The sequence below is a fragment of the Cernens ardua genome (assembly GCF_051251085.1).
Lineage (GTDB): Bacteria > Pseudomonadota > Gammaproteobacteria > Pseudomonadales > Halomonadaceae > Cernens > Cernens ardua.
Genome location: NZ_JBPCZH010000006.1, coordinates 201,891 through 226,254, shown reverse-complemented (window position 1 = coordinate 226,254; position 24,364 = coordinate 201,891). Strand labels below are relative to the sequence as shown.

At 51.0% G+C, this 24,364-nt stretch carries 19 protein-coding genes and 4 tRNA genes; all 23 read left to right on the top strand.

Features of this window, described 5'->3' with window-relative positions:
* The first annotated feature begins 3 nt into the window (after positions 1-3).
* The 23 genes from cyoC (at position 4) to tuf (ending at position 24,362) form a co-directional block, all read left to right on the top strand.
* A complete protein-coding gene (cyoC, locus tag LMG33818_RS11565) occupies positions 4-618 on the top strand; it encodes a cytochrome o ubiquinol oxidase subunit III (RefSeq protein WP_442323543.1) in 615 nt (204 codons plus the stop codon).
* Positions 619-954 (top strand): cytochrome o ubiquinol oxidase subunit IV, encoded by a 336-nt coding sequence (gene cyoD / locus LMG33818_RS11560; RefSeq protein WP_442323542.1) that lies wholly within the window; start codon positions 619-621, stop codon positions 952-954. It begins immediately after the preceding gene.
* A gap of 4 nt (positions 955-958) precedes the next feature.
* On the top strand, positions 959-1,849 hold the full coding sequence (cyoE, locus tag LMG33818_RS11555; RefSeq protein WP_442323541.1) for a heme o synthase: 891 nt from the start codon (positions 959-961) through the stop codon (positions 1,847-1,849).
* A gap of 693 nt (positions 1,850-2,542) precedes the next feature.
* Entirely contained in the window at positions 2,543-3,937 is a 1,395-nt protein-coding gene (locus tag LMG33818_RS11550; RefSeq protein ID WP_442323540.1) for a cytochrome ubiquinol oxidase subunit I, read from the top strand.
* Between the two features lie 17 nt (positions 3,938-3,954).
* Positions 3,955-4,974, top strand: a complete 1,020-nt coding sequence (cydB, locus tag LMG33818_RS11545; protein ID WP_442323539.1) for a cytochrome d ubiquinol oxidase subunit II — start codon at positions 3,955-3,957, stop codon at positions 4,972-4,974.
* A gap of 495 nt (positions 4,975-5,469) precedes the next feature.
* Positions 5,470-6,489 carry a biotin--[acetyl-CoA-carboxylase] ligase gene (locus LMG33818_RS11540; RefSeq protein ID WP_442323538.1) on the top strand — a complete coding sequence of 340 codons (1,020 nt, stop codon included), beginning with the start codon at positions 5,470-5,472 and terminating at the stop codon, positions 6,487-6,489.
* Between the two features lie 269 nt (positions 6,490-6,758).
* Positions 6,759-6,842: transfer RNA gene (locus LMG33818_RS11535), tRNA-Tyr, on the top strand.
* A 47-nt stretch (positions 6,843-6,889) separates the two neighbouring features.
* A tRNA-Gly gene (locus tag LMG33818_RS11530) sits at positions 6,890-6,963 on the top strand.
* 8 nt (positions 6,964-6,971) lie between these two features.
* Positions 6,972-7,046, top strand: a tRNA-Thr gene (locus LMG33818_RS11525).
* 168 nt (positions 7,047-7,214) lie between these two features.
* Positions 7,215-7,290, top strand: a tRNA-Trp gene (locus LMG33818_RS11520).
* Between the two features lie 86 nt (positions 7,291-7,376).
* The gene (gene secE, locus LMG33818_RS11515) at positions 7,377-7,748 is read left to right on the top strand and encodes a preprotein translocase subunit SecE (RefSeq protein ID WP_442323537.1); all 372 of its coding nucleotides are present in this window, start codon (positions 7,377-7,379) and stop codon (positions 7,746-7,748) included.
* Positions 7,749-7,757: 9 nt separating this feature from the next.
* Complete coding sequence (gene nusG / locus LMG33818_RS11510; RefSeq protein ID WP_442323536.1) at positions 7,758-8,291, top strand: transcription termination/antitermination protein NusG; 534 nt, start codon at positions 7,758-7,760, stop codon at positions 8,289-8,291.
* A 210-nt stretch (positions 8,292-8,501) separates the two neighbouring features.
* Complete coding sequence (rplK, locus tag LMG33818_RS11505; RefSeq protein WP_442323535.1) at positions 8,502-8,933, top strand: 50S ribosomal protein L11; 432 nt, start codon at positions 8,502-8,504, stop codon at positions 8,931-8,933.
* A gap of 1 nt (position 8,934) precedes the next feature.
* Positions 8,935-9,627 carry a 50S ribosomal protein L1 gene (gene rplA / locus LMG33818_RS11500; RefSeq protein WP_442323534.1) on the top strand — a complete coding sequence of 231 codons (693 nt, stop codon included), beginning with the start codon at positions 8,935-8,937 and terminating at the stop codon, positions 9,625-9,627.
* A 323-nt stretch (positions 9,628-9,950) separates the two neighbouring features.
* Positions 9,951-10,457, top strand: coding sequence for a 50S ribosomal protein L10 (rplJ, locus tag LMG33818_RS11495; protein ID WP_442323552.1), 507 nt, complete (start codon positions 9,951-9,953; stop codon positions 10,455-10,457).
* A gap of 96 nt (positions 10,458-10,553) precedes the next feature.
* Complete coding sequence (gene rplL, locus LMG33818_RS11490) at positions 10,554-10,925, top strand: 50S ribosomal protein L7/L12 (protein WP_442323533.1); 372 nt, start codon at positions 10,554-10,556, stop codon at positions 10,923-10,925.
* A gap of 427 nt (positions 10,926-11,352) precedes the next feature.
* Complete coding sequence (gene rpoB, locus LMG33818_RS11485) at positions 11,353-15,429, top strand: DNA-directed RNA polymerase subunit beta (protein WP_442323532.1); 4,077 nt, start codon at positions 11,353-11,355, stop codon at positions 15,427-15,429.
* Between the two features lie 105 nt (positions 15,430-15,534).
* Positions 15,535-19,743 carry a DNA-directed RNA polymerase subunit beta' gene (gene rpoC, locus LMG33818_RS11480; protein WP_442323531.1) on the top strand — a complete coding sequence of 1,403 codons (4,209 nt, stop codon included), beginning with the start codon at positions 15,535-15,537 and terminating at the stop codon, positions 19,741-19,743.
* A gap of 2 nt (positions 19,744-19,745) precedes the next feature.
* Complete coding sequence (locus tag LMG33818_RS11475; protein ID WP_442323530.1) at positions 19,746-19,877, top strand: hypothetical protein; 132 nt, start codon at positions 19,746-19,748, stop codon at positions 19,875-19,877.
* 141 nt (positions 19,878-20,018) lie between these two features.
* Positions 20,019-20,393, top strand: a complete 375-nt coding sequence (rpsL, locus tag LMG33818_RS11470) for a 30S ribosomal protein S12 (protein ID WP_442323529.1) — start codon at positions 20,019-20,021, stop codon at positions 20,391-20,393.
* Between the two features lie 79 nt (positions 20,394-20,472).
* Positions 20,473-20,946 (top strand): 30S ribosomal protein S7, encoded by a 474-nt coding sequence (gene rpsG / locus LMG33818_RS11465; protein WP_442323528.1) that lies wholly within the window; start codon positions 20,473-20,475, stop codon positions 20,944-20,946.
* 81 nt (positions 20,947-21,027) lie between these two features.
* Complete coding sequence (gene fusA / locus LMG33818_RS11460) at positions 21,028-23,142, top strand: elongation factor G (protein WP_442323527.1); 2,115 nt, start codon at positions 21,028-21,030, stop codon at positions 23,140-23,142.
* 26 nt (positions 23,143-23,168) lie between these two features.
* Positions 23,169-24,362, top strand: a complete 1,194-nt coding sequence (gene tuf, locus LMG33818_RS11455) for an elongation factor Tu (RefSeq protein ID WP_442323526.1) — start codon at positions 23,169-23,171, stop codon at positions 24,360-24,362.
* Positions 24,363-24,364: the final 2 nt, after the last annotated feature.

The following is a 24,364-nucleotide window of genomic DNA, read 5'->3' as shown; positions in this document are numbered from 1 at the left end:
TTCATGACTACTACTCATGTTGCTCATACAGATCCTCATGCCGGAGAGCATGAACATCATGATTCAATCGCCTTGAGGTTGTTTGGTTTTTGGATCTATATCATGACGGACTGTGTGCTGTTCGGCACACTGTTCGCCACTTATGCGGTGCTTGGGCATAACTACGCCGGTGGGCCTGCTCAGCGGGACATTTTTGATCTGTCCTATGTGTTGATCGAGACCTTCGTGCTGCTGGTGAGCAGTTTCACGATCGGCCTGACGATGCTGGCAGTATCGAAGCGTGACAAGACGCATACCTTGATCTGGTTGGCAGTGACCCTGATTTTGGGTGCTGTCTTTGTAGGATTGGAAGTCAATGAGTTTGGACACCTTATTGCTGAAGGTGACGGTCCGCAGCGCAGCGGCTTCCTTTCTGCATACTTCACATTGGTGTGCACTCACGGTTTGCATGTGACGACCGGGGTTATCTGGGCGATCGTGCTGTTTTTCCAGTTGCGGCACTCGGGCTTCAATGACCACATGGTATCGCGCTTATCAAGTCTAAGCCTGTTCTGGCACTTCCTGCATATTGTATGGATTTGTGTGTTCTCAATTGTTTATCTGACAGGGGTCCTATAAATGAGCGCTAAGCATCAGGGCCATAAAGGCTCATTGACTACGTATGTGGTTGGTGTGGTGTTATCGATCATTCTAACCATTATTCCTTTTTACATGGTGATGAACCACTCATTGTCTGTCGGTTATCTGATGGCGGTTGTCTGGATTCTGGCCGTCATTCAGATTGCCATTCAGGCGCGCTTCTTTCTTCACCTTGATCGCTATAGTGAAGGTGGTTGGAACCTGTTGTCATTGTGGTTCACGATCATGGTGGTCGGGATCATTGTGGTAGGTTCTTTGTGGATCATGACGCACCTGAACATGAATACCATGTCCATGCCAATGAATCACAGTTGATGCCATGTTGAAAAAATACCTGCTTGTTACCAAGCCAGGCATTATTTTCGGTAATTTGATTTCGGTCGCGGGAGGCTTCTTTCTGGCCTCCCGTGGTCATATCGATTTCCTGTTACTGATAGCGACAATGCTTGGTGTTTCTCTGGTGATCGCTTCGGGTTGCGTATTCAACAACTATATAGACCGGGATATTGATCGTCTGATGGAACGCACGCGTGAAAGGGTGATGGTGCGCGGATTGATCTCTCCACGATTCTCTCTGGTATATGCGACATTTCTTGGGCTTTTGGGATTTGCGTGTTTGTATTGGTTTGCTAATCCTGTAGCGGCATTGTTTGGCCTGTTCGGCTTTCTGGTCTATGTAGGGCTGTATTCGTTATATCTGAAGCGGCATTCTGTCTATGGCACGCTGGTGGGGAGCTTGTCCGGAGCTGCGCCCCCGGTCATTGGTTATTGTGCGGTAAGTCATCAATTTGATATGGGTGCGCTGTTGTTGCTGATCATGTTCAGCCTGTGGCAAATGCCGCACTCCTACGCCATCGCGATTTTTCGCTTCAAGGATTATCAGGCAGCCAATATTCCAGTGTTACCCGTCATTCGAGGGATCAATGCTGCCAAAACGCATATTGTGTTGTATATCCTGGCCTTTGCGGTTGCAGCGTTGATGTTGACGATTAGCGGGTATGCGGGTTATGGGTATTTTGTCGTCACCGTAGGGATGAGTGTCTACTGGTTGTTCATGGCATTACGCGGTTATATGACGGCAGATGATACGGTGTGGGCCCGACACCTGTTCGGTTTTTCAATTCTGATCATTACCGCGATGAGTGTCATGATGTCGATCGATTTTCAATTGGTTGTGCCTCCAGCCGTCGCTGCAGTGCCATTGCATTGATTTGAGGCGTGCATATTTTAAACAAGGATTAATTTCTGTACGTCAATATTGACCGACGACTTATCGGCATTATTAGCTTTTCCTGCCTGCGTTATCACGAGTCTCATTCTCTGGAGACACGGAGATGAATTTATCGAGGCCCTATCATCCTTTACGGTGGTGGGGCCTTTTTTGTTTTTCCCTGATTTCCTGTGTTTATTCGCCATATGCGCTACATTAAAAAGGTGGGCATTTAGCGAGATAGATTGAAATTCGAAGAAGTTATGGAAATTGAATGATTTTTTTCGCGATATCATGTTCCACTCTTGTTTCTTTTTACTGGCTTAATAGCGTCCGAAAATAACGTTTCAATTGGGAAAATTTAGCCTTTGGTCTCGTGTCACTTGCATTGAGGCGCTAGAATATGACCCGCTAAGGGATTTTGAGGACAAGACCCACGTTATGTTGTCTTGGGGGAAGAGGTGCGTTGGTAGCGTCTGGCTCTCGAATGCATGCCTGTTTTCCCCTGAAATTACTCTTTGAATGAAGTGCCTTTTCTACCTGCGTGTTGGTTGTAGCAAGGGTATTTATCGGGTGAAGTCAGGGGAAAGAGATATGCGTCATATTGACGCAATAGCGTGAGCTTTCTGCTCAAAGTATTAAGATTAGCGTGTCTTTTATACATTAATAACGTGAACGCTGAGGAGACTGCTTATGTTTGGGCTCGACGCTGTCGACCTGGCAAGGTTTCAGTTTGCCTTTACCGTTTCGTATCACATTGTCTTCCCTGCGTTGTCAATTGGCTTGGCTAGCTTCTTGATGGCGTTGGAAGCCTTGTGGCTCAAAACAGGTAAAGAGGTGTACCACGGGTTGTATCGTTTCTGGGTGCGTGTATTCGCCGTAGGCTTTGGTCTTGGTGTCGTATCCGGTGTCGTTATGGCCTATGAGTTTGGTACTAACTGGAGTGTTTTCGCCCAGAAGGGTGGGAATATTACCGGGGTGTTGCTTACCTACGAAGTGCTGACTGCCTTCTTCCTTGAAGCAGGATTTTTGGGTGTCATGCTGTTCGGTGAAAACCGTGTCAGCAAAACCACACACTTCCTGGCAACCTCCATGGTGGCAATTGGTACGCTGATTTCAGCGACCTGGATTTTGATTTCCAATAGCTGGATGCAAACGCCTGCCGGTTACTACATCGCCAATGGCCACTTTATGCCGGGTGACTGGTTGGAGATTATCTTCAATCCATCCTTCCCGTATCGTTTCGTCCATATGGTTATGGCTGCCTTCATTTCCGTAAGCTTCCTGGTGGCAGGTACAGGTGCATATCACCTTCTGCGCAACAGCAAGGATGAAGCCGCTCGTACCATGGTCTCCATGGCCATGTGGATGGCACTTGTCGCGGTACCGATGCAGATCGTTGCCGGTGACATGCATGGTCTGAATACCCTTCGCTATCAGCCGGCCAAACTGGCGGCGATGGAAGGTGACTGGCAGAGCGTACCTGGTCAGGGACTTCCTTTGACGCTGGTGGGCTGGCCGAACATGCAACAGGAACGTAATGACTTTGCGATTGAAATTCCTCACGTTGCGAGCTTATATCTGACGCATACATGGTCTGGCGAAATCCGTGGTCTGAAGGATTTCCCCAAAGACGATCGTCCTGATGTGCCTCTGGTGTTCTGGACGTTCCGTATCATGGTCGGTATGGGTATGTTGATGCTGTTGACGGGGCTGGTCGGTAACTACCTGCGCTGGAGAGGCAAGCTTTATACGACGCCGCTTTTCCTTCGTTTGGCGACCATTATTTCTCCAGCAGGCTTTATTGCGCTGGTGGCAGGCTGGATTACCACTGAAGCGGGTCGTCAGCCCTGGGTGGTCTATGGCGTATTGAGAACGTCAGAAGCTCATGCGCATCACTCGTTCGGTGAAATGCTGACCAGTCTGATCTGCTTCCTCGTGGTATATGCGATCATCTTCTGCATTGGTATTTATTACATTCTGAAGCTGCTTCGTTCCAAACCGATGGATGCAATGCCTGCGGGTGGACCGGGTAAAACTGCGTCCGGTCAGCGTCCCATTACATCCACCATTGAAAGCCTAGATTAATCCGGGAGATAAGTTTTATGTTTGCGAACATGCCTATACTGCCGGTCATCTGGTTTGCTGTGATTGGCTTCGCTGTTGCAATGTACGTCATCCTCGATGGTTTCAGCCTCGGGATGGGTATCCTTTATCCCTTCTTCAAGGGAGACGATAGACGTGATCTGATGATGGGGACGGTACTTCCCGTATGGGATGGTAACCAGACCTGGTCAGTTCTGGCAGGTGCCGGGCTGTGGGGTGCATTCCCTGAAGTTTATGGCACGGTTCTGCCGGCCATGTATCTGCCCTTGGTTATTATGCTGCTTGCATTGATTTTCCGTGGGATTGCATTCGAGTTCCGCCACAAATCAACGCGTTATCGCCATATGTTTGACCTGGCATTTTCGTTGGGTGCAATCATCGGTACGTTCTGTCAGGGTGTGACCCTGGGCGGTATTATCGATGGTATCAATTTGGTGAATGGTCAGTTCGTTGGAGGTTCCTTTACCTGGTTCGCTCCGTTACCGATCTTCACCGGTATTGCGCTGGTCTTCGGTTATGCACTTCTTGGTGCAGGTTGGCTGGTGGTTAAAACGGAAGGTGATGTGCAGAATCAGGCATACAAGGCAGTGCGTCCGCTGACTGTAATTCTGCTGATTGCCATGGCCGTCGTTAGTATCTGGACACCGATGCATAATAGTGCAATTGCGGCGCGTTGGTTCTCTACGCCGAATATCTACTATCTCTGCATTGTGCCGATTCTGGTAGCGCTAACAGCCATTAGCATCTTCATGAATGCAACAGCGGCTAGCGCAGAAAAACGTATCTTCCTGAAGATCATTTTTCTGTTCATTCTTGGTTTTGTAGGGCTGATCATCAGTTTCTTCCCATACATCGTGCCACCTTCCGTCACGTTGTGGGAAGCCGCTTCCAGCCCGGCAAGCCAGCGCTTCCTGATTGTAGGGTATGCGATTATTCTGCCGATCGTTTTGATCTACACGGCTTACAGTTATTACGTATTCCGTGGCAAGGTGCGGTTGGAAAATATCCATCACTACTAGGCGCAAGTATCAGTATCAGCAATTTCATTGATACTGTGTCAAGAAGCATGAAAACCCCGTCATACACGTGACGGGGTTTTTTAATGTGATGCCGATGATAGCCAACCGTTTTTAAATAAATCTTGTTGAATGAATGGCATGGCATGCAGCATAGGGGTAGCTGCATGAAATATGGATAGCCAGGGGTGTGGCCCTGATGTCGGGTACTTTGGTGCTTGTAGCGTGTCTGTGGAGCGTCAGTGACAGGTATTGAAACATTGTACGTGAGGCTTGCCGGGCGTTGACCTGTAATGTGTTCCAAAACCTGGTATTTCAAACTCTGTCATTTGAAACTCTGCCATTTCAAAACAGGGCGGTGCCGGGCACAGCGGTACCGGGTACTGGCTGAGTCTATAAGACAGTGTGTCGTAGTCAGGATTATTAGGTACACTCTTTATATACAGTGACCGAAAGAGCACTGAGGTTCGGGAGTGCCTTTCATGAGGGAAGTCGAGAATGGAGTTGCGCGATTTAATCAGGGTATTGGGAGATGGCCATTATCATTCAGGCGAAGAGCTGGGTGAGCGTTTTCACGTATCTCGAACGGCCATTTGGAAACAACTGAAAAAGCTTGAAGGCATCGGACTGAAATTGGATGCAGTGCGCGGATTGGGGTATTGCCTGTCGGCGCCTGTAGAACTTCTTGATGGTAGTCGAATTGTTGGTGCATTGGGGCTTGAGGCGCGGCGCCGGCTTGCCAGATTGTTTATCGAAATGCAGATCGATTCCACTAATAGTTTTGTGCTGGAGCGCTTCAAGCAGGGGGCCGGCCACGGTGAAGTATGCTTCGCTGAATTGCAGGAGGCGGGGCGTGGGCGCAGGGGGCGCGCCTGGCAGGCCACCCTGGGCACTGGGTTAACGTTTAGTCTGGGCTGGCGTTTCCAGGTGCAGGCCGCTCAGCTTCAGGGGTTGAGTTTGGCGGTGGGGGTTGCCATTGCCCGTGCATTGCGTGAATTTGATATTGATATTGAACTCAAGTGGCCTAATGACCTGCTGATTCGAGATGCCGAAGGTCGGTTGAACAAGTTGGGTGGGGTATTGGTTGAGTTGCAAGGGGATGCCGAGGGACCCTGTGATGTTGTCGTTGGTATCGGCTTGAATGTAAGTGCTGCGCCCGAGGTGCCGGAAGGGCAAGGTCTACCGGGGGGGTATCTGGAGCAGGTATCTGCCTCGCAGGTATCTCGCAATACGCTGGCGGCCGCGCTGGTATCTCACGTAGGTAGTTTGCTTGATAGTTATGTCGAAGAGGGATTTTCGCCTCTACGGGAGGAGTGGGAGTGCTTGAACGCGATGTCAGGCCAGTCTGTCAATGTTCATCAGGCCGGGCAGGTATATATTGCGACCGTTGAAGGTGTGGACGAGCAGGGAAGTTTGATCGTCAATTACCGTGGAGAAAGAGAGCGTTTGACAGGCGGAGAAGTCACATTACGCCCGATAAACAGTGAGGGTGAAAACCATCCGGAAAATCGTTTGTAAAAAAAGTTCGTATTTTCACGTGCTTAGGGTTGCAGAGGCGGCCGTGTTTTGCCAGAATACGTGCCGTTCCCAAGGGAGGCGAACGGGTGTGTTGATTGACACGGTTTATTGATTAATAAACGCACATGGTGTTGCATCACATGGCTTTTTTAGGCTATCCGCTTCCTGTTAATCTGTAATTTCATTTTTATGATTTGGTCAAGTGAAAGTTCAGGTTGTTTAAGGGTTGACAAAGTGGCTGAATAGAGTATAATTCGCCGCCACAACTTGGAGAGGTTCCCGAGTGGCCAAAGGGAGCAGACTGTAAATCTGCCGCGAAAGCTTCGAAGGTTCGAATCCTTCCCTCTCCACCAGTTTTTTTAAAGGCTTGTCCTGTGTTGGATGAGCTTTGTAAGGTTAAGCGGGCGTAGTTTAGTGGTAGAACCTCAGCCTTCCAAGCTGATGATGCGGGTTCGATTCCCGCCGCCCGCTCCAAGTGGTAAGCTCATGTAGCTCAGGGGTAGAGCACTCCCTTGGTAAGGGAGAGGTCGACGGTTCAATTCCGTCCATGAGCTCCAGATTAAAGGATGGCTCCGTGTCATCCTTTTTCTTCTTCCGGCTAGGTATTGACTGCCGGTTTCCGAAGGTGGCGATATTCGGAGTTGTGCTATCGAAGGTTGATAGTCTTGGTTGTATCGGATAGGATGTTGTCCGCTCTATCTCGGTAGTCAAGGAAGAAGAGTCCTAGGTCAGTAGCTCAATTGGCAGAGCAGCGGTCTCCAAAACCGCAGGTTGGGGGTTCGATTCCCTCCTGACCTGCCAACTTTCCTCAAGTTGGTATAGCGCCGATGATAGTCTTGTCGGTGTTGATTTCCAGTTTAAGCTGTCGTCGCTCCAGGAGTTAATGCATGAAAAATAACGCCGAGGTGCAGGCGTCTTCGAATCACGATGCTATCAAGTGGGCGATTGCATTTGTACTCGTCGCCGTTGCGGTGGTGGGAAATATTTATTTTGACACTCAGCCTTTGTTCTATCGCCTTTTAGGTGTGGTGATAGTGGGAGGGCTTGGTGTTTTTATTGGTTTCAAGACTTCGAAAGGTCGAGAGCTCATTGATCTGGGTCGCAATGCCAAGAAAGAGATTCTTCGTGTTGTTTGGCCGACCAAGCAGGAAACCATTCAAACGACTGCAATCGTATTGGTCGCAGTGGCGATTGTGGGGCTGGTGCTGTGGTTGATTGATACTGCGCTCGCCTGGCTTGTGTCCAGTCTTATCGGTTAGGAGTAAAGCATGGCTAAGCGTTGGTATGTTGTTCACGCCTACTCCGGCTTCGAAAAGCAGGTGATGCGTTCCCTTATTGAACGTATCAAGCTTCATGAGGTGGAAGATCTCTTTGGTGAAGTGTTGGTACCTGTTGAAGAAGTCGTCGAGATGCGCGATGGCAAACGTCGCAAGAGTGAACGCAAATTTTATCCCGGCTATGTGTTGGTCGAGATGGAAATGAACGATACCACTTGGCACTTGGTAAACGAAACGCCACGAGTGATGGGCTTTATAGGTGGCACGCCTGAAAAGCCGGCACCTATTACCCAGGCTGAAGCGGATGCTATCTTGCGTCGCGTGAAAGACGGAAGTGACAAGCCTCGTCCCAAAACCGTATTTGAGGCAGGTGAGACCGTGCGTGTTATTGATGGTCCCTTTGCTGACTTTAACGGTGTGGTGGAAGAAGTTAATTATGAGAAAAACCGTTTGCAGGTAAGTGTTCTGATCTTTGGTCGTGCAACGCCTGTTGAGCTTGAGTTTTCTCAGGTGGTTAAAGAGTAAATCTTTACAGCCGCTGCTTTCCGGGCACGGTATGGCTTTTTGTCAAATCGTATCCATGGTCGGATGTCAGCGGTTCAAGTGTCAGAGTATGCGGTGCTGGTCAGAGTACGCAGTACGGCATGGTTTGACGCTTTTCAGGAGAGGCATTTTTAAACGTGTCTCTCATAAATTCGGGGAGCCGAAAGGCGCAATTACCCACTGGAGTCTAAAATGGCCAAGAAAGTACAGGCTTACATCAAGCTGCAGGTTGCAGCTGGTAAAGCGAATCCAAGTCCGCCCGTTGGTCCTGCGTTGGGTCAGCACGGCGTAAACATCATGGAATTCTGTAAGGCGTTTAATGCAGAAACCCAGAGTCTTGAGCCGGGTCTTCCGACGCCTGTCGTTATTACTGTTTACGCTGACCGCAGCTTCACGTTCATCACGAAAACTCCGCCCGCTGCTGTTCTTTTGAAGAAAGCGGCTGGTATTCAGTCCGGTTCTGGTGAGCCGAACAAGAAAAAAGTGGGTACAGTGACTCGCGAGCAGCTTGAAGAGATCGCTCGTACTAAAGAACCCGACATGACAGCTGCTGATCTTGATGCTGCTGTTCGTACCATCGCAGGCAGTGCGCGTAGCATGGGCCTTAACGTGGAGGGTTTGTAAGATGGCGAAGCTAACTAAACGAGCCAAGCAGATTCGTGAAAAAGTAGAAGCAGGCAAGGTCTACAATATCGATGAAGCTACCGCGCTTCTGGCAGAGCTTTCTACTGTCAAGTTCAAGGAATCCATCGACGTTGCCATCAACCTGGGTGTTGATGCACGTAAATCTGACCAGGTAGTACGTGGCGCGACTGTTATGCCTCACGGTACTGGTAACGATGTACGTGTTGCTGTATTCGCTCAGGGTGCTGCTGCCGATGCAGCACGTGAAGCGGGTGCTGAAATTGTTGGTATGGATGAACTGGCAGCCGAAGTTAAAGGCGGCCGTATGGACTTCGACGTTGTTATCGCTGCGCCTGATGCAATGCGCGTTGTTGGTCAGCTGGGTCAGATTCTGGGTCCGCGTGGCCTGATGCCTAACCCTAAAGTGGGCACGGTAACACCTGATGTTGCGACTGCTGTCAAGAATGCCAAGGCTGGTCAGGTACGTTTCCGTACTGACAAGAACGGCATTATCCACGTTACCCTGGGTAAAGTGGATTTCAGTCAGGAAGCAATCAAAGGTAACCTAACGGCGCTGGTTGCAGATATCAAACGTCTGAAACCCAGCACTTCCAAAGGTGTTTACCTGAAGAAAATCTCTCTTTCCAGTACAATGGGTCCCGGTCTCGTTATCGACCACTCATTCCTGGCGTAAGGAGAGTCAGGCTGCTCACTCTGTGAGTAGCCTGTCCGAATTTCGGAAGCGGGTTTTTAAAGCCTGCTTCCATACAGAAGCAATACTTTGCGGTGCCTTTACCTTTCATTCGCAAGAGTGGGGTGGGGGATCGTCAAAGACCGCAGGTGTGGCATTCAGTGCTGCTTAATGAGTTCAACTTGCCTGCGCAGATGGTATTGGCCCGTCGGTTTTCCGATGCCAGCCATCCCTCACTCCAGATGTCACGCCTTGGCTGGCTCTGGGTAATAGCAACTCTGGGAATCGGTCGTGGTACTGATTTTCGGATGGAAGGAGTGAAGACAGTGGCATTACGTCTTGATGGCAAGAAGGCGATCGTTGCAGAAGTCAACGAATCTGCCAAAGCTGCGCTCTCCGTCGTAGTTGCAGACTCTCGCGGTGTAACTGTTAGCGCAATGACTGATCTGCGTAAACAGGCACGTGAGAACGGTGTTGAGCTTCGTGTTGTTCGTAACACGCTGGCACGCCGTGCACTCGAAGGTACATCTTACGATGTGCTGAACGAGTCGTTTGTTGGTCCTACTCTGTTGGCGTTTTCTATGGAGCATCCGGGTGCTGGCGCTCGTTTGCTGAAAGAATTTGCCAAGGGGCAGGATAACTTCGAGGTTAAAGCGCTTGCTTACGAAGGTGAGCTGATCCCCGCAGAACAGATCGATCGTCTGGCAACTCTGCCGACCCTCGACGAAGCACTGGCAAAACTGTTGTCGGTCATGAAAGAAGCTTCTGCAGGCAAGCTGGCCCGTACTCTCGCTGCGCTGCGTGACAAAAAACAGGAAGAAGAAGCGGCTTGATCTGCTGAATTCTTTTCTGGTTACGCTGCCCACGGGCGCAACTGATCAATTTTATGTTTGAGCACCTGGTGCTCCGCAAAGTTTAGGAATCTAATCATGGCACTTAGCAAAGACGATATCATCAACGCCGTCGCTGAAATGTCCGTAATGGAAGTGGCCGAACTGGTCGAAGCGATGGAAGAAAAATTCGGCGTTTCTGCCGCTGCAGCGGTTGTTGCTGGTCCTGCTGGCGCAGGCGAAGCTGCTGCTGAAGAACAGACTGAATTTGACCTGGTTCTGACAGCTGCTGGTGACAAGAAAGTTAACGTCATCAAAGTAGTTCGTGAAATCACTGGTCTTGGCCTGAAAGAAGCCAAAGGTGCTGTTGACGGTGCTCCGGCTACTCTGAAAGAAGGCATGTCCAAAGAAGACGCTGAAGCTGCAAAAGCAAAACTTGAAGAAGCAGGCGCTTCCGCTGAACTCAAGTAATGTAAGCAGTTCTGTATCGCATAGGGTATAATATATTCTATGCATGGCTGGTGGCGGTTCTATCGTCGCCGGCCTTTTTCCGTTGCCACCGGAACAATAGTGGCATTCCTGTCATCATGTATTTATACTATAGAGTTGGTATAAGTGGATTGATGAAGTTATATCCTGTCAGTTTTGCACTCTCAATGGTTGGTATCTGGTAATCGAGCGGGTTTCGGCGTCTTCATTTGGCGTGCGTTTCAAGTGCTGGCTTATCGTACCCCATCGGTTCTTACTGATATCGATATGACAAAACTACATTCTGTGCAAACGAATTTTCAACGGCGAGTCTCCATTTTGGTGACTTGCCGTTGGCGCCTGACGGGAAATCCCGCCAGCGCGTGCCGACCATGCCGGTCACTTTCGGTGAACAAGCTGGGGAATACAGATGGCTTACTCATACACTGAGAAAAAACGCATCCGCAAGGATTTCGGCAAGTTGCCCCAAGTGATGGATGTGCCCTACCTGCTGGCCATTCAGCTTGATTCCTATCACGACTTCCTCCAACAAGACAAATCCGCTGATGGGCGTCTTGATACAGGCTTGCATGCAGCCTTTAACTCCGTCTTCCCGATCGAGAGTTTTTCAGGCAATGCTGCGCTTGAATATGTCAGTTATCGCTTTGGCATTCCAGCATTTGATGTCAAAGAGTGCCAGTTGCGTGGTGCTACCTACGCCGCACCCTTGCGAGTCAAGGTGCGCCTGATTATCTATGATCGTGAGTCTTCCAACAAAGCGGTCAAGGATATCAAGGAACAGGAAGTTTACATGGGGGAAATCCCCCTGATGACCGAAAACGGTACCTTTGTTATCAATGGTACTGAGCGAGTCATCGTTTCCCAGCTGCATCGTAGTCCTGGGGTTTTCTTTGATCACGATAAGGGTAAAGGGCACTCTTCAGGCAAGTTGCTGTACTCTGCCCGTATTATCCCCTACCGTGGATCATGGCTCGATTTCGAGTTTGACCCACGTGACAACGTGTTTGTGCGTATCGATCGTCGCCGCAAACTGCCTGCGACTGTTCTGCTGCGTGCGCTGGGAATGTCTGCAGAAGAAATTCTGGACACATTCTTCGAAACCAGTACTTTTCATATCGAAAAAACCGGTTTCAGTATTGATCTCGTTCCTTCACGCCTGCGCGGTGAAACAGCTTCCTTCGAAATTAAAGACAAGGACGGCAATGTCATCGTGGAAGAAGGACGTCGCATTACGCAGAAACATATTCGTCAGTTGGAAAAGGCAGGTATCGAACGCCTGGCTGTGCCGCTTGAATATGTGGTTGGCAAGACACTGGCCAAGGATCAGGTTGATCCCAAAACCGGCGAGCTGATCTGCGAATGCAATACCGAATTGACGCCTGAGCTGATCGAGACCATCGGCGCTGCAGGTATCACTTCTTTTGAAACGCTGTACACCAATGATCTGGATGCAGGTGCATTCATTTCCGACACGCTTCGTGTAGATCCGACCAACTCCCAATTGGAAGCGCTGGTTGAAATCTACCGCATGATGCGTCCTGGTGAGCCGCCGACCAAGGAAGCTGCGGAGTCGCTCTTCAATAACCTGTTCTTCTCGGCTGATCGCTACGATCTTTCCGCTGTGGGCCGCATGAAGTTCAACCGCCGCTTGCATCGTGATAGCGATACCGGCTCCGGCGTACTGGATAATCAGGACATCCTTGATGTACTGAAAGAGCTGATCAATATCCGTAACGGCTTCGGTGATGTTGACGATATCGACCACTTGGGTAACCGTCGTATCCGTAGTGTCGGTGAAATGGCCGAGAACCAGTTCCGTGTTGGTTTGGTACGTGTTGAACGTGCCGTTCGCGAACGCTTGTCCATGGCGGAAAGTGAAGGCCTCATGCCGCAGGATCTGATCAACGCCAAGCCTGTAGCGGCGGCTATCAAGGAATTCTTTGGTTCCAGCCAGCTGTCCCAGTTCATGGACCAGAACAACCCGCTTTCCGAGGTAACACACAAACGTCGTGTTTCTGCCTTGGGCCCGGGCGGTCTGACGCGTGAGCGTGCCGGCTTTGAGGTGCGCGACGTACACGCGACTCACTATGGCCGTTTGTGCCCGATCGAAACGCCTGAAGGTCCGAACATTGGTTTGATCAACTCGTTGGCAACCTATTCGCGTACCAACAGCTATGGTTTCCTCGAAACACCTTATCGCAAGGTTGTGGATCGTAAGGTGACTGATGAAGTCGTTCATCTTTCAGCGATCGAAGAGGGCGATTATGTTATCGCGCAGGCATCTGCTTCCATCGATCAGGGCAACAACCTGGTAGACGACCTGGTTCAGGTACGTCACCGTGGTGAGACGACTTTCATGTCACCCGATAAAGTGACCCTGATGGATGTGTCTCCCCGTCAGGTGGTGTCTGTTGCAGCTGCGTTGATTCCGTTCCTTGAACACGATGACGCCAACCGCGCATTGATGGGATCAAACATGCAGCGTCAGGCTGTGCCGACCCTGCGTGCAGAAAAACCGCTGGTAGGTACGGGCATGGAGAAATTCGTTGCTCGTGACTCTGGTGTCTGCGCAATCGCACGTCGTGGTGGTAAGGTGGATTCAGTCGATGCCAAACGCATTGTTATTCGCGTCAATGACGACGAACTGACAGGCGGTGAAGCGGGCGTTGATATCTACAACCTGACCAAATATGTCCGTTCCAACCAGAATACTTGCCAGAACCAGCGTCCTGTGGTTCGCCCCGGTGATCAGGTGGCGCGTGGTGATATTCTGGCTGATGGTACTTCTGTTGATACGGGTGATCTGGCACTGGGTCAGAACATGCGTATCGCGTTCATGCCATGGAATGGTTACAACTACGAAGACTCTATCCTAATCTCCGAGCGTGTGGTTGAGGATGACCGCTTCACCACCATTCACATTCAGGAACTGACCTGTGTTTCTCGTGACACCAAGTTGGGTGCCGAAGAGATCACATCGGATATTCCGAACGTGGGTGAAGCTGCGCTGAGCAAACTGGACGAGTCCGGTATTGTTTATATCGGTGCTGAAATCAACCCCGGCGATATCCTTGTTGGTAAGGTAACGCCCAAGGGTGAAACCCAGCTGACGCCTGAAGAGAAACTGCTGCGTGCCATCTTCGGTGAGAAAGCGTCTGACGTCAAAGATACTTCCCTGCGTGCCTCAACCGGTATGCGCGGGACGGTTATCGACGTTCAGGTCTTTACCCGTGATGGTGTCGAGAAAGACGAGCGTGCGCTTTCCATCGAGAAATCACAGCTCGACGAAGTCCGTAAGGATCTTCAGGAAACCTTCCGTATTGCTGAAAATGCGACGTTCGAACGTATGCATACCGCATTGGTAGGTCAGGCGGTCAACGGCGGCCCTCAGCTGAAGAAAGGCGATGTGCTGACAGACGACTACCTGAATGAGTTGCCGCGCGATCAGTGGTACAACCTGCGCATGCAGGATGAGGCGCTGAACGAACTGTTGGCCAGCTCCAATGAACAGCTGGAAAACCGTCGCAAAGAGATGGATGAGCGTTTTGAAGACAAAAAACGCAAACTGACTCAGGGTGATGACCTTGCGCCAGGCCAGCTCAAGATTGTGAAGGTCTATCTGGCAGTCAAACGTCGTATCCAGCCGGGTGACAAAATGGCTGGTCGTCACGGTAACAAGGGTGTTATCTCTGCCATCAAACCGGTGGAAGACATGCCTTTCGATGCCGAGGGTGTGCCCGTCGACTTCGTTCTGAACCCGCTGGGTGTACCTTCGCGCATGAACGTTGGTCAGATTCTTGAAACGCACCTGGGTATGGCCGCGTTTGGTCTGGGCGTGAAAATCGATCGTATGCTGAAGGACGCACGCGATCAGCAGATCAGTGAAATCCGCGACTTCCTGGAGCAGGTGTATAACCAGTCCGGTGGCCGCAAGGAAGAGCTCAATGAGCTTACTGATGAAGAGCTGATTGCTCTGGCGAAAAACCTGTCGAAAGGTGTACCGCTCGCAACGCCTGTCTTTGACGGCGCTGAGGAGTCTGAAATCAAAGGACTGTTGAAACTGGCAGATCTGCCGGAATCCGGTCAGGTACAGCTCTTCGATGGTTGCACAGGTGAAGCATTCGATCGTCCTGTTACTGTGGGTTATATGTACATGCTGAAGCTCAACCACCTGGTTGATGACAAGATGCACGCACGTTCCACAGGTTCCTACTCACTCGTTACTCAGCAGCCGCTGGGTGGTAAGGCGCAATTTGGTGGTCAGCGCTTTGGTGAGATGGAGGTATGGGCACTGGAAGCATACGGTGCGGCCTATACTCTGCAGGAAATGCTTACCGTCAAGTCTGATGATGTGGAAGGTCGTACGAAAATGTACAAGAGCATCGTGGACGGCGACCACACCATGCAAGCGGGTATGCCAGAGTCCTTCAACGTACTGGTTAAGGAAATCCGTTCGCTCGGTATCGACATCGAACTGGAATCCTAAGCCTGGCGCTGGGTTTATCCGACGACCTTTTATCTGTGGTACCGGGTCAGTGGGGAATAATGCCTCACTGGCCCGCCCATAAAACTCCGCGGTGGAGCCGACCTAATGAAAGATTTGGTGAAAGTACTCAAATCACAGGGGCAGTCTGAAGAGTTTGACTCGATCAAGATTTCTCTCGCCTCACCGGATATGATCCGTTCATGGTCATACGGCGAAGTCAAAAAGCCCGAAACCATCAACTACCGTACGTTCAAGCCTGAGCGTGACGGCTTGTTCTGTGCCAAGATCTTTGGTCCGGTCAAGGATTACGAGTGCTTGTGTGGCAAATACAAGCGCATGAAGCATCGCGGCATCATTTGTGAAAAATGTGGCGTTGAAGTGACCAAGGCCTCTGTACGTCGTGAGCGTATGGGGCACATTGAGCTGGCTTCTCCCGTAGCGCACATCTGGTTCCTGAAATCCTTGCCAAGCCGTATTGGCATGCTGCTGGATATGACTCTGCGTGATATCGAGCGTGTGCTCTATTTTGAATCCTTCGTTGTTATCGATCCGGGTATGACGACGTTGGAAAAAGGGCAGCTGCTGAATGACGAGCAGTATTTCGATGCGCTGGAAGAATTCGGCGATGATTTCGATGCCCGCATGGGAGCTGAAGCTGTTCAGGCATTGCTGTCTGAAATTGATTTGGGTGAAGAGATCGAGCGCCTGCGTGAGGAAATTCCGCAGACCAACTCTGAAACCAAGGTCAAGAAGCTCTCCAAACGTTTGAAATTGCTGGAGTCGTTCTACCAGTCCGGAAACAATCCCGAGTGGATGGTCATGGAAGTACTGCCGGTACTGCCGCCTGACCTTCGTCCGCTGGTGCCTCTGGATGGTGGCCGTTTCGCGACGTCTGATCTGAATGACCTTTATCGTCGTGTCATCAACCGTAACAACCGTCTGAAACGCCTGCTGGATCTTAACGCGCCCGATATCATCGTGCGTAACGAGAAACGCATGCTGCAGGAATCTGTCGATGCGCTGCTCGACAACGGTCGTCGCGGTCGTGCGATTACCGGTTCCAACAAGCGTCCTCTGAAATCCCTGGCTGACATGATCAAGGGTAAACAGGGCCGTTTCCGTCAGAACCTGTTGGGTAAACGTGTTGACTACTCCGGCCGTTCGGTTATTACCGTTGGACCTTACCTGCGTCTGCATCAGTGTGGTTTGCCGAAGAAAATGGCGCTTGAGCTGTTCAAGCCGTTCATCTATTCGAAACTGCAACTGAATGGGCTGGCCTCGACTATCAAGGCCGCCAAGAAAATGGTTGAGCGTGAAGTGCCTGAAGTATGGGATATCCTTGCGGACGTTATTCGTGAGCATCCGGTACTGCTGAACCGTGCACCGACCCTTCACCGTTTGGGTATTCAGGCGTTCGAGCCGCTACTGATCGAAGGTAAGGCCATCCGCCTGCACCCGCTGGTATGTGCGGCGTACAACGCTGACTTTGACGGTGACCAGATGGCGGTACACGTACCGCTGACACTGGAAGCGCAGCTTGAAGCGCGTGCGTTGATGATGTCCACCAACAACGTACTGTCTCCCGCCAGTGGTGAGCCTATCATCGTGCCTTCTCAGGACGTTGTATTGGGTCTTTACTACATGACACGCGAAAAGATCAATGCGAAGGGTGAAGGCATGGCTTTCTCCAATATCGCTGAGGTTGAGCGTGCATTCGGTACGCAGAGCGTTTCTGTTCATGCGCGTGTCAAAGTGCGTCTGACTGAATGGTTGCGTGACGACGAAAGTGGTGAACTGACGCCGCAAACCACGTTGCGTGATACGACTGTAGGTCGTGCGATGCTGTTCTCGATCCTGCCGAAAGGGTTGAGCTTCGACAACATCGACAAGCCGATGAAGAAAAAGGCGATCTCTCAGCTGATCAACGTTGCTTATCGTACCGTTGGCTTGAAAGATGCCGTTATTCTTGCTGACCAGCTGATGTACACCGGTTTCCGCATGGCGGCATGGTCGGGTGCGTCTGTTGGTGTGAATGACTTCGTTATTCCGAAGGAAAAAACGGCGATCATCGAAGGTGCCGAAAAAGAAGTCAAAGAGATCGAAGATCAGTTCTCTTCCGGTCTTGTAACGGCAGGCGAGAAGTACAACAAGGTGATCGATATCTGGTCCAAGGCCAACGATAAAGTCACCAAGGCGATGATGAAGGGTATCTCCACTGAGACTGTGGTTGACCGTGAAGGTAACGAAGTTGAGCAGGCCTCGTTCAACAGCGTTTACATCATGGCTGACTCCGGTGCCCGTGGTAACGAAACCCAGATCCGTCAGTTGGCCGGTATGCGTGGTCTGATGACCAAACCGGATGGCTCAATCATCGAGACGCCTATCGTCGCCAACTTCCGTGAGGGGTTGAACGTACTCCAGTACTTCATCTCTACACACGGTGCTCGTAAAGGTCTGGCCGATACCGCTCTGAAAACAGCGAACTCCGGTTACCTGACTCGTCGTCTGGTAGACGTCGCACAGGACGTTGTTGTTACTGAAAATGATTGTGGCAGCGAAGAAGGCCTGACGTTGACGCCGATCATCGAAGGTGGTGACGTCATGGTGTCACTGGCAGCGCGTGTGCTGGGTCGTGTTGTCGCCAAGGATGTAGTCGATTCTGACGATAACGTATTGATCCCGCGCGGTACGCTGCTGGATGAAGCATGGTGTGCACGTCTGGACAGCATGGGTATCGATGAGATCGTGGTACGCAGTACCATCACCTGTGGCAGCGAGCATGGTATTTGCTCCATGTGTTATGGCCGTGATCTGGCGCGTGGGCATCTGGTTAACGTGGGTGAGTCTGTCGGTGTTATCGCTGCGCAGTCCATCGGTGAGCCGGGTACACAGCTGACCATGCGTACGTTCCACATCGGGGGTGCGGCTTCCCGTTCCTCTGCGGCGGATAGCGTACAGGTCAAGCACGGCGGTACTATTCGCCTGCACAACATGAAGTCTGTTGAACGTGCGGATGGCAAGCTGGTCGTGGTATCACGTTCCAGTGCCCTGGCCGTGGCAGACGACACCGGCCGTGAGCGTGAGTACTACAAACTGCCATACGGGGCTGAGCTTTCCGTGCGTGACGGCGCCAAGGTAGATGCTGGTGAGGTTGTGGCCCGCTGGGATCCACATACGCACCCGATCGTTGCAGAAGTGGCAGGTCGTGTTCAGTTCTCCGAAATGGAAGAGGGCGTCACCATGCACCGTACGGTGGATGAAATGACAGGCCTGGGTTCCATCGAGATTATTGAACCGGGTAACCGCCCAAGCTCTGGTCGTGACAAGCGCCCGATGATCATGCTGCTGGACGAAAATGGCGAACACGTGACCCTGCCGGGTTCCAATACGCCGTTCCAGTACATGCTGCCGGGGAATGCGATCGTTTCTGTCGACAGCAACGATCAGATCGATGTGGGTGAAGTTATTGCCCGTATTCCGGTTGAATCGTCCGGTAACAAGGACATCACTGGTGGTCTGCCCCGTGTTGCCGATCTGTTCGAAGCACGTAAGCCGAAAGAGCCTTCCATCCTGGCTGAAATTTCAGGAACGGTCACCTTCGGTAAGGAAACCAAGGGCAAACGTCGTCTCACCATCACACCTGAAGAGGGTGACAGCTTTGAAATGCTGATTCCGAAATGGCGTCAGATCAGCGTCTTCGAAGGTGAGAACGTCGAGAAGGGTGAGACTATCTCCGATGGTCCGAGCAACCCTCACGATATCCTGCGTCTTCTGGGCGTAGCGGAACTGGCCAAGTACATTACGTCAGAAATTCAGGACGTTTACCGCTTGCAGGGTGTTCCGATCAACGATAAGCACATTGAAGTTATCGTTCGTCAGATGCTCCGCAAGGTAGAAGTGACCGATGCGGGTGATACAACACTGATCCCGGGTGATCAGGTTGAGCTGGTCCGTGTTCTGGCAGAAAACGAGCGTGCCATTGCGGCAGACCGTTTCCCGGCCAAGTATGAGCGCGTATTGCTAGGTATCACGAAAGCCTCGTTGGCGACAGAGTCCTTCATCTCAGCGGCGTCCTTCCAGGAAACGACGCGCGTACTGACGGAAGCCTCTGTTACCGGCAAGAGCGATCACCTGCGCGGCCTGAAAGAAAACGTGGTTGTAGGTCGCCTGATTCCGGCGGGTACGGGGCTGGCTTATCACTCAGAGCGCCGTCGCAAGCGTGAAGAGGATGATCGTTCAGAACGCCCCAGCGCGCTGGATATCGAACATCAATTGGGTGAGCAACTGACAGCACTGGATGCAGACGACGAGTAAAGGTGAATACCACTCGCCTATGGTGGCGGGTGGGCTATAACCTGTTGATCTGCATGGCAGTTAGTCGTCATGTTATTGATGTAAAGGTAGTCGTCGGCCCGATCGTGGATGAGGAAATCTACGGTCGGGCTTGACGTTTATAGGAAGAACACCGTAAAATTTGCAGCCTTTATTGCCGGGAGTAGTGTATCTGTATTCTCGGTGATAGTCGTTCAGGATAGTTACCGACTATTTAACGCGACATTTATGCATCGTCATTTTGGAGTGAGAAATTAATGGCAACCGTAAACCAGTTGGTGCGCAAGCCGCGTAAGCGCCCGGTCACTAAAAGTGACGTGCCTGCGCTTCAGGCTTGTCCACAAAAACGCGGCGTTTGTACTCGCGTTTATACGACTACCCCGAAAAAACCTAACTCGGCCCTTCGTAAGGTTTGCCGTGTTCGTTTGACTAACGGGTACGAAGTAACTTCATACATCGGTGGTGAAGGCCACAACCTGCAAGAGCACTCAGTCGTGTTGATTCGCGGCGGTCGTGTAAAAGACTTGCCAGGTGTGCGTTATCACACCGTACGTGGCGCACTGGATACCTCTGGTGTTCAGAATCGTAAGCAGGGCCGTTCCAAATACGGTACCAAGCGTCCTAAATCCTAATCATTCTGGTCTGATAAGAGTAAGGCTGGCGGCTTGGATGCCAGGTTTACCTGAAGGACCCTTCAATTGAGGGCTTATCATGCCTAGACGTCGTGTTGCAGCCAAGCGCGAGATTCTTCCAGATCCTAAGTTTGGAAGTGAGCGCTTGGCGAAGTTTATGAACCATCTGATGATCAGCGGCAAAAAATCCGTCGCCGAGCGCATCGTTTACGGTGCACTTGATCGGGTTGCCACTCGCTCCAACGATGCTGAGCCGCTGGATGTCTTCGATAAAGCGCTGGAAACTATCCAGCCGATGGTGGAAGTTAAGTCTCGCCGCGTCGGCGGTGCGACCTACCAAGTGCCAGTAGAAGTTCGTCCTTCTCGTCGCCAGGCGCTTGCAATGCGTTGGATGGTTGATGCCGCTCGTTCCCGCGGTGAGAAAACCATGGAACAACGCTTGGCGGGTGAAATTCTTGATGCCTCTGAAGGCAAGGGTGCGGCAGTCAAGAAACGCGAAGACGTTCATCGTATGGCAGAAGCCAACAAAGCGTTCTCGCACTATCGTTTCTAATGTTTTCAGGGGTGTAGCATTACTGTTATTCCCCTGTGCTAAAAACTGAAACGTGACTCCCAACCAACAGGATATTATATCGTGGCACGTAAGACTCCCCTTAAGCGTTACCGCAATATCGGGATTGTCGCGCACGTAGATGCGGGCAAAACCACGACAACGGAACGCATACTGTTTTACACTGGTCTTTCACACAAGATCGGTGAGGTGCATGACGGTGCTGCAACAACTGACTGGATGGCTCAGGAGCAGGAGCGTGGTATTACCATTACCTCTGCTGCTGTAACGACCTTCTGGAAAGGTATGAACCAGCAATTCGATGAACACCGTATCAACATCATCGATACTCCTGGACACGTTGACTTCACTATCGAAGTAGAACGTTCCTTGCGTGTACTTGATGGTGCTGTCGTTGTTCTGTGTGGTTCTTCCGGTGTTCAGCCCCAGACTGAAACCGTATGGCGCCAGGCCAACAAATATGAAGTTCCCCGCATGGTGTTCGTCAACAAGATGGACCGTGCCGGCGCTGACTTCTTCCGTGTTGTCGATCAGTTGAAGGATCGTTTGAACTGCAACACAGTTCCGATTCAGATCAACTGGGGTGCGGAAGACGAATTCAAGGGTGTTGTCGATCTCATCGAGATGAAGGCAATCCTTTGGAACGAAGATGATATGGGCCTGACCTATCAGCTGGTCGATATTCCTGAAGAGCTTCAGGAAACGGCTGAGACCTACCATGAGCAAATGGTAGAAGCAGCGGCGGAAGCTTCTGAAGAGCTGATGGAAAAATACCTTGAAGAAGGTGAGTTGACCAAGGAAGAGATCAAGGCTGGTTTGCGTCGTCGTACACTCGATAACGAAATCGTTTTGATTACTTGTGGTTCAGCTTTCAAAAACAAGGGTGTTCAGGCTGTATTGGATGCAGTTGTTGATTATCTGCCTTCTCCGCTTGAAGTTAAGCCTATTGAAGGTGAGCTGGAAGACAATGGCGAAATTGTTACCCGTGAAGCGGATGACAATGCACCGTTTGCATCTCTGGCATTCAAGATCGCGACCGATCCCTTTGTAGGTACTTTGACCTTCGTCCGTGTATACTCTGGTGTATTGAGCTCTGGTGATACCGTGTTCAACTCCGTCAAGGGTAAACGCGAGCGTGTGGGTCGTATCGTACAGATGCACTCAAATACTCGTGAAGAAATCAAAGAGATTCTGGCGGGTGACATTGCTGCATGTGTAGGTCTGAAAGACGTTACTACAGGTGATACACTTTGCGACCTGAATAGCAAGATCATTCTGGAACGCATGGAGTTCCCTGATCCCGTTATTTCCGTAGCGGTCGAGCCCAAATCCAAGGCTGACCAGGAAAAAATGGGTATCGCGCTTGGCAAGTTGGCACAGGAAGATCCCTCTTTCCGTGTGCAGACTGATGAAGAAACCGGCCAGACCATCATTTCTGGTATGGGTGAGCTTCACCTGGACATCATCGTTGACCGTATGCGTCGCGAATTCAATGTTGAAGCCAACATTGGTAAGCCTCAGGTAGCCTATCGCGAAACAATCCGCTCCGAAGTTGAGCAGGAAGGTAAGTTTGTACGCCAGTCTGGTGGTCGTGGTCAGTTCGGTCACGTTTGGTTGCGCATTGCGCCTCTCACCGCAGAAGACAAGGGCGACGACGAAGAGATGACCTTCAAGTTCGACTCTGAAATCGTGGGTGGTGTGGTACCCAAGGAATATGTGCCGGCTGTTGAAAAAGGTGCTTACGAGCAGCTTCAAAACGGTGTTATCGCTGGCTATCCGATGATCGACGTCAAGGTAACCCTCTACGACGGTTCCTATCATGATGTTGACTCTAACGAAAATGCCTTTAAGATCGCATCATCCATGGCGATCAAAGAAGGCGCGCGTAAAGCTGGTGCAGTCCTGCTTGAGCCGGTTATGCGTGTAGAGGTGGAAACACCTGAAGAGTTCATGGGCGACGTGATGGGCGATTTGAACCGCCGCCGTGGCCTGGTGCAGGGCATGGATGATTCTTCCGCCGGAAAAATTATTCGTGCATTGGTGCCGCTGGGTGAGATGTTCGGTTATGCGACCGATCTGCGCTCGCAAACCCAGGGCCGCGCAAGCTACTCCATGGAGTTTGCAAAATATGATGAGGCACCGTCCAGCGTCGTCGAAGCCGTCATCAATCAAAAATAACCCATAGCTAAAACGAGGTTATAGCAGTGGCTAAGGAAAAATACGAACGTTCCAAACCGCACGTTAACGTTGGCACAATCGGTCACGTTGACCACGGTAAAACTACCCTAACAGCGGCCCTGACTCGCGTATCCGCAGAAGTTTTCGGCGGTGAATGGCGTCAGTTCGATACTATCGATAACGCTCCTGAAGAGCGTGAACGTGGTATCACTATTGCGTCTGCACACGTTGAGTACCAGTCTGAAGAGCGTCACTACGCTCACGTAGACTGCCCCGGACACGCTGACTATGTTAAAAACATGATCACCGGTGCTGCTCAGATGGACGGTGCTATCCTGGTTGTATCTGCAGCCGATGGCCCCATGCCACAGACTCGTGAGCACATCCTGCTTTCTCGTCAGGTTGGTGTACCTTACATCGTTGTATTCCTGAACAAAGCAGACATGGTTGACGACGAAGAGCTCCTCGAGCTGGTCGAAATGGAAGTTCGCGAACTTCTGAGCGAATACGACTTCCCGGGTGATGATACTCCTATCATCATCGGTTCAGCTCTGATGGCTCTGGAAGGCAAGGACGACAACGGCATGGGTACTACCGCTGTTGCCAACCTGATCAAAGCTCTGGATGCCTACATCCCTGAGCCTGAGCGTGCAATCGACCTGCCCTTCCTGATGCCTATTGAGGACGTATTCTCAATCTCTGGTCGTGGTACCGTTGTAACTGGTCGTGTTGAGCGCGGTATTGTTCGCACTGGCGACGAAGTTGAAATCGTTGGTCTGCAGGACACTCAGAAAACTACCGTTACTGGTGTTGAGATGTTCCGTAAACTGCTCGACGAAGGTCGTGCGGGTGAGAACATCGGTGCACTTCTGCGTGGTACAAAACGTGATGAAGTTGAGCGTGGTCAGGTTTTGGCCAAGCCCGGTTCTATCACTCCTCACACCAAGTTCGAAAGTGAGGTTTACATCCTGTCCAAGGAAGAGGGTGGTCGTCACACTCCTTTCTTCAAAGGATATCGTCCTCAGTTCTACTTCCGTACCACTGACGTAACGGGTACTTGTGAACTGCCAGAAGGCGTAGAAATGGTAATGCCAGGTGATAACGTTAAAATGGTTATCACTCTGATCGCACCTATCGCAATGGAAGACGGTCTGCGTTTCGCTATTCGTGAAGGTGGCCGTACTGTTGGCGCAGGTGTTGTTGCCAAAATTATCGAGTGATC

Bases quoted from the DNA above. Each gene is read 5' to 3' on its own strand.
- cyoC (WP_442323543.1), top strand. From the start codon at position 4: ATGACTACTACTCATGTTGCTCATACAGATCCTCATGCCGGAGAGCAT.
- cyoD (WP_442323542.1), top strand. From the start codon at position 619: ATGAGCGCTAAGCATCAGGGCCATAAAGGCTCATTGACTACGTATGTG.
- cyoE (WP_442323541.1), top strand. From the start codon at position 959: ATGTTGAAAAAATACCTGCTTGTTACCAAGCCAGGCATTATTTTCGGT.
- LMG33818_RS11550 (WP_442323540.1), top strand. From the start codon at position 2,543: ATGTTTGGGCTCGACGCTGTCGACCTGGCAAGGTTTCAGTTTGCCTTT.
- cydB (WP_442323539.1), top strand. From the start codon at position 3,955: ATGTTTGCGAACATGCCTATACTGCCGGTCATCTGGTTTGCTGTGATT.
- LMG33818_RS11540 (WP_442323538.1), top strand. From the start codon at position 5,470: ATGGAGTTGCGCGATTTAATCAGGGTATTGGGAGATGGCCATTATCAT.
- secE (WP_442323537.1), top strand. From the start codon at position 7,377: ATGAAAAATAACGCCGAGGTGCAGGCGTCTTCGAATCACGATGCTATC.
- nusG (WP_442323536.1), top strand. From the start codon at position 7,758: ATGGCTAAGCGTTGGTATGTTGTTCACGCCTACTCCGGCTTCGAAAAG.
- rplK (WP_442323535.1), top strand. From the start codon at position 8,502: ATGGCCAAGAAAGTACAGGCTTACATCAAGCTGCAGGTTGCAGCTGGT.
- rplA (WP_442323534.1), top strand. From the start codon at position 8,935: ATGGCGAAGCTAACTAAACGAGCCAAGCAGATTCGTGAAAAAGTAGAA.
- rplL (WP_442323533.1), top strand. From the start codon at position 10,554: ATGGCACTTAGCAAAGACGATATCATCAACGCCGTCGCTGAAATGTCC.
- rpoB (WP_442323532.1), top strand. From the start codon at position 11,353: ATGGCTTACTCATACACTGAGAAAAAACGCATCCGCAAGGATTTCGGC.
- rpoC (WP_442323531.1), top strand. From the start codon at position 15,535: ATGAAAGATTTGGTGAAAGTACTCAAATCACAGGGGCAGTCTGAAGAG.
- rpsL (WP_442323529.1), top strand. From the start codon at position 20,019: ATGGCAACCGTAAACCAGTTGGTGCGCAAGCCGCGTAAGCGCCCGGTC.
- rpsG (WP_442323528.1), top strand. From the start codon at position 20,473: ATGCCTAGACGTCGTGTTGCAGCCAAGCGCGAGATTCTTCCAGATCCT.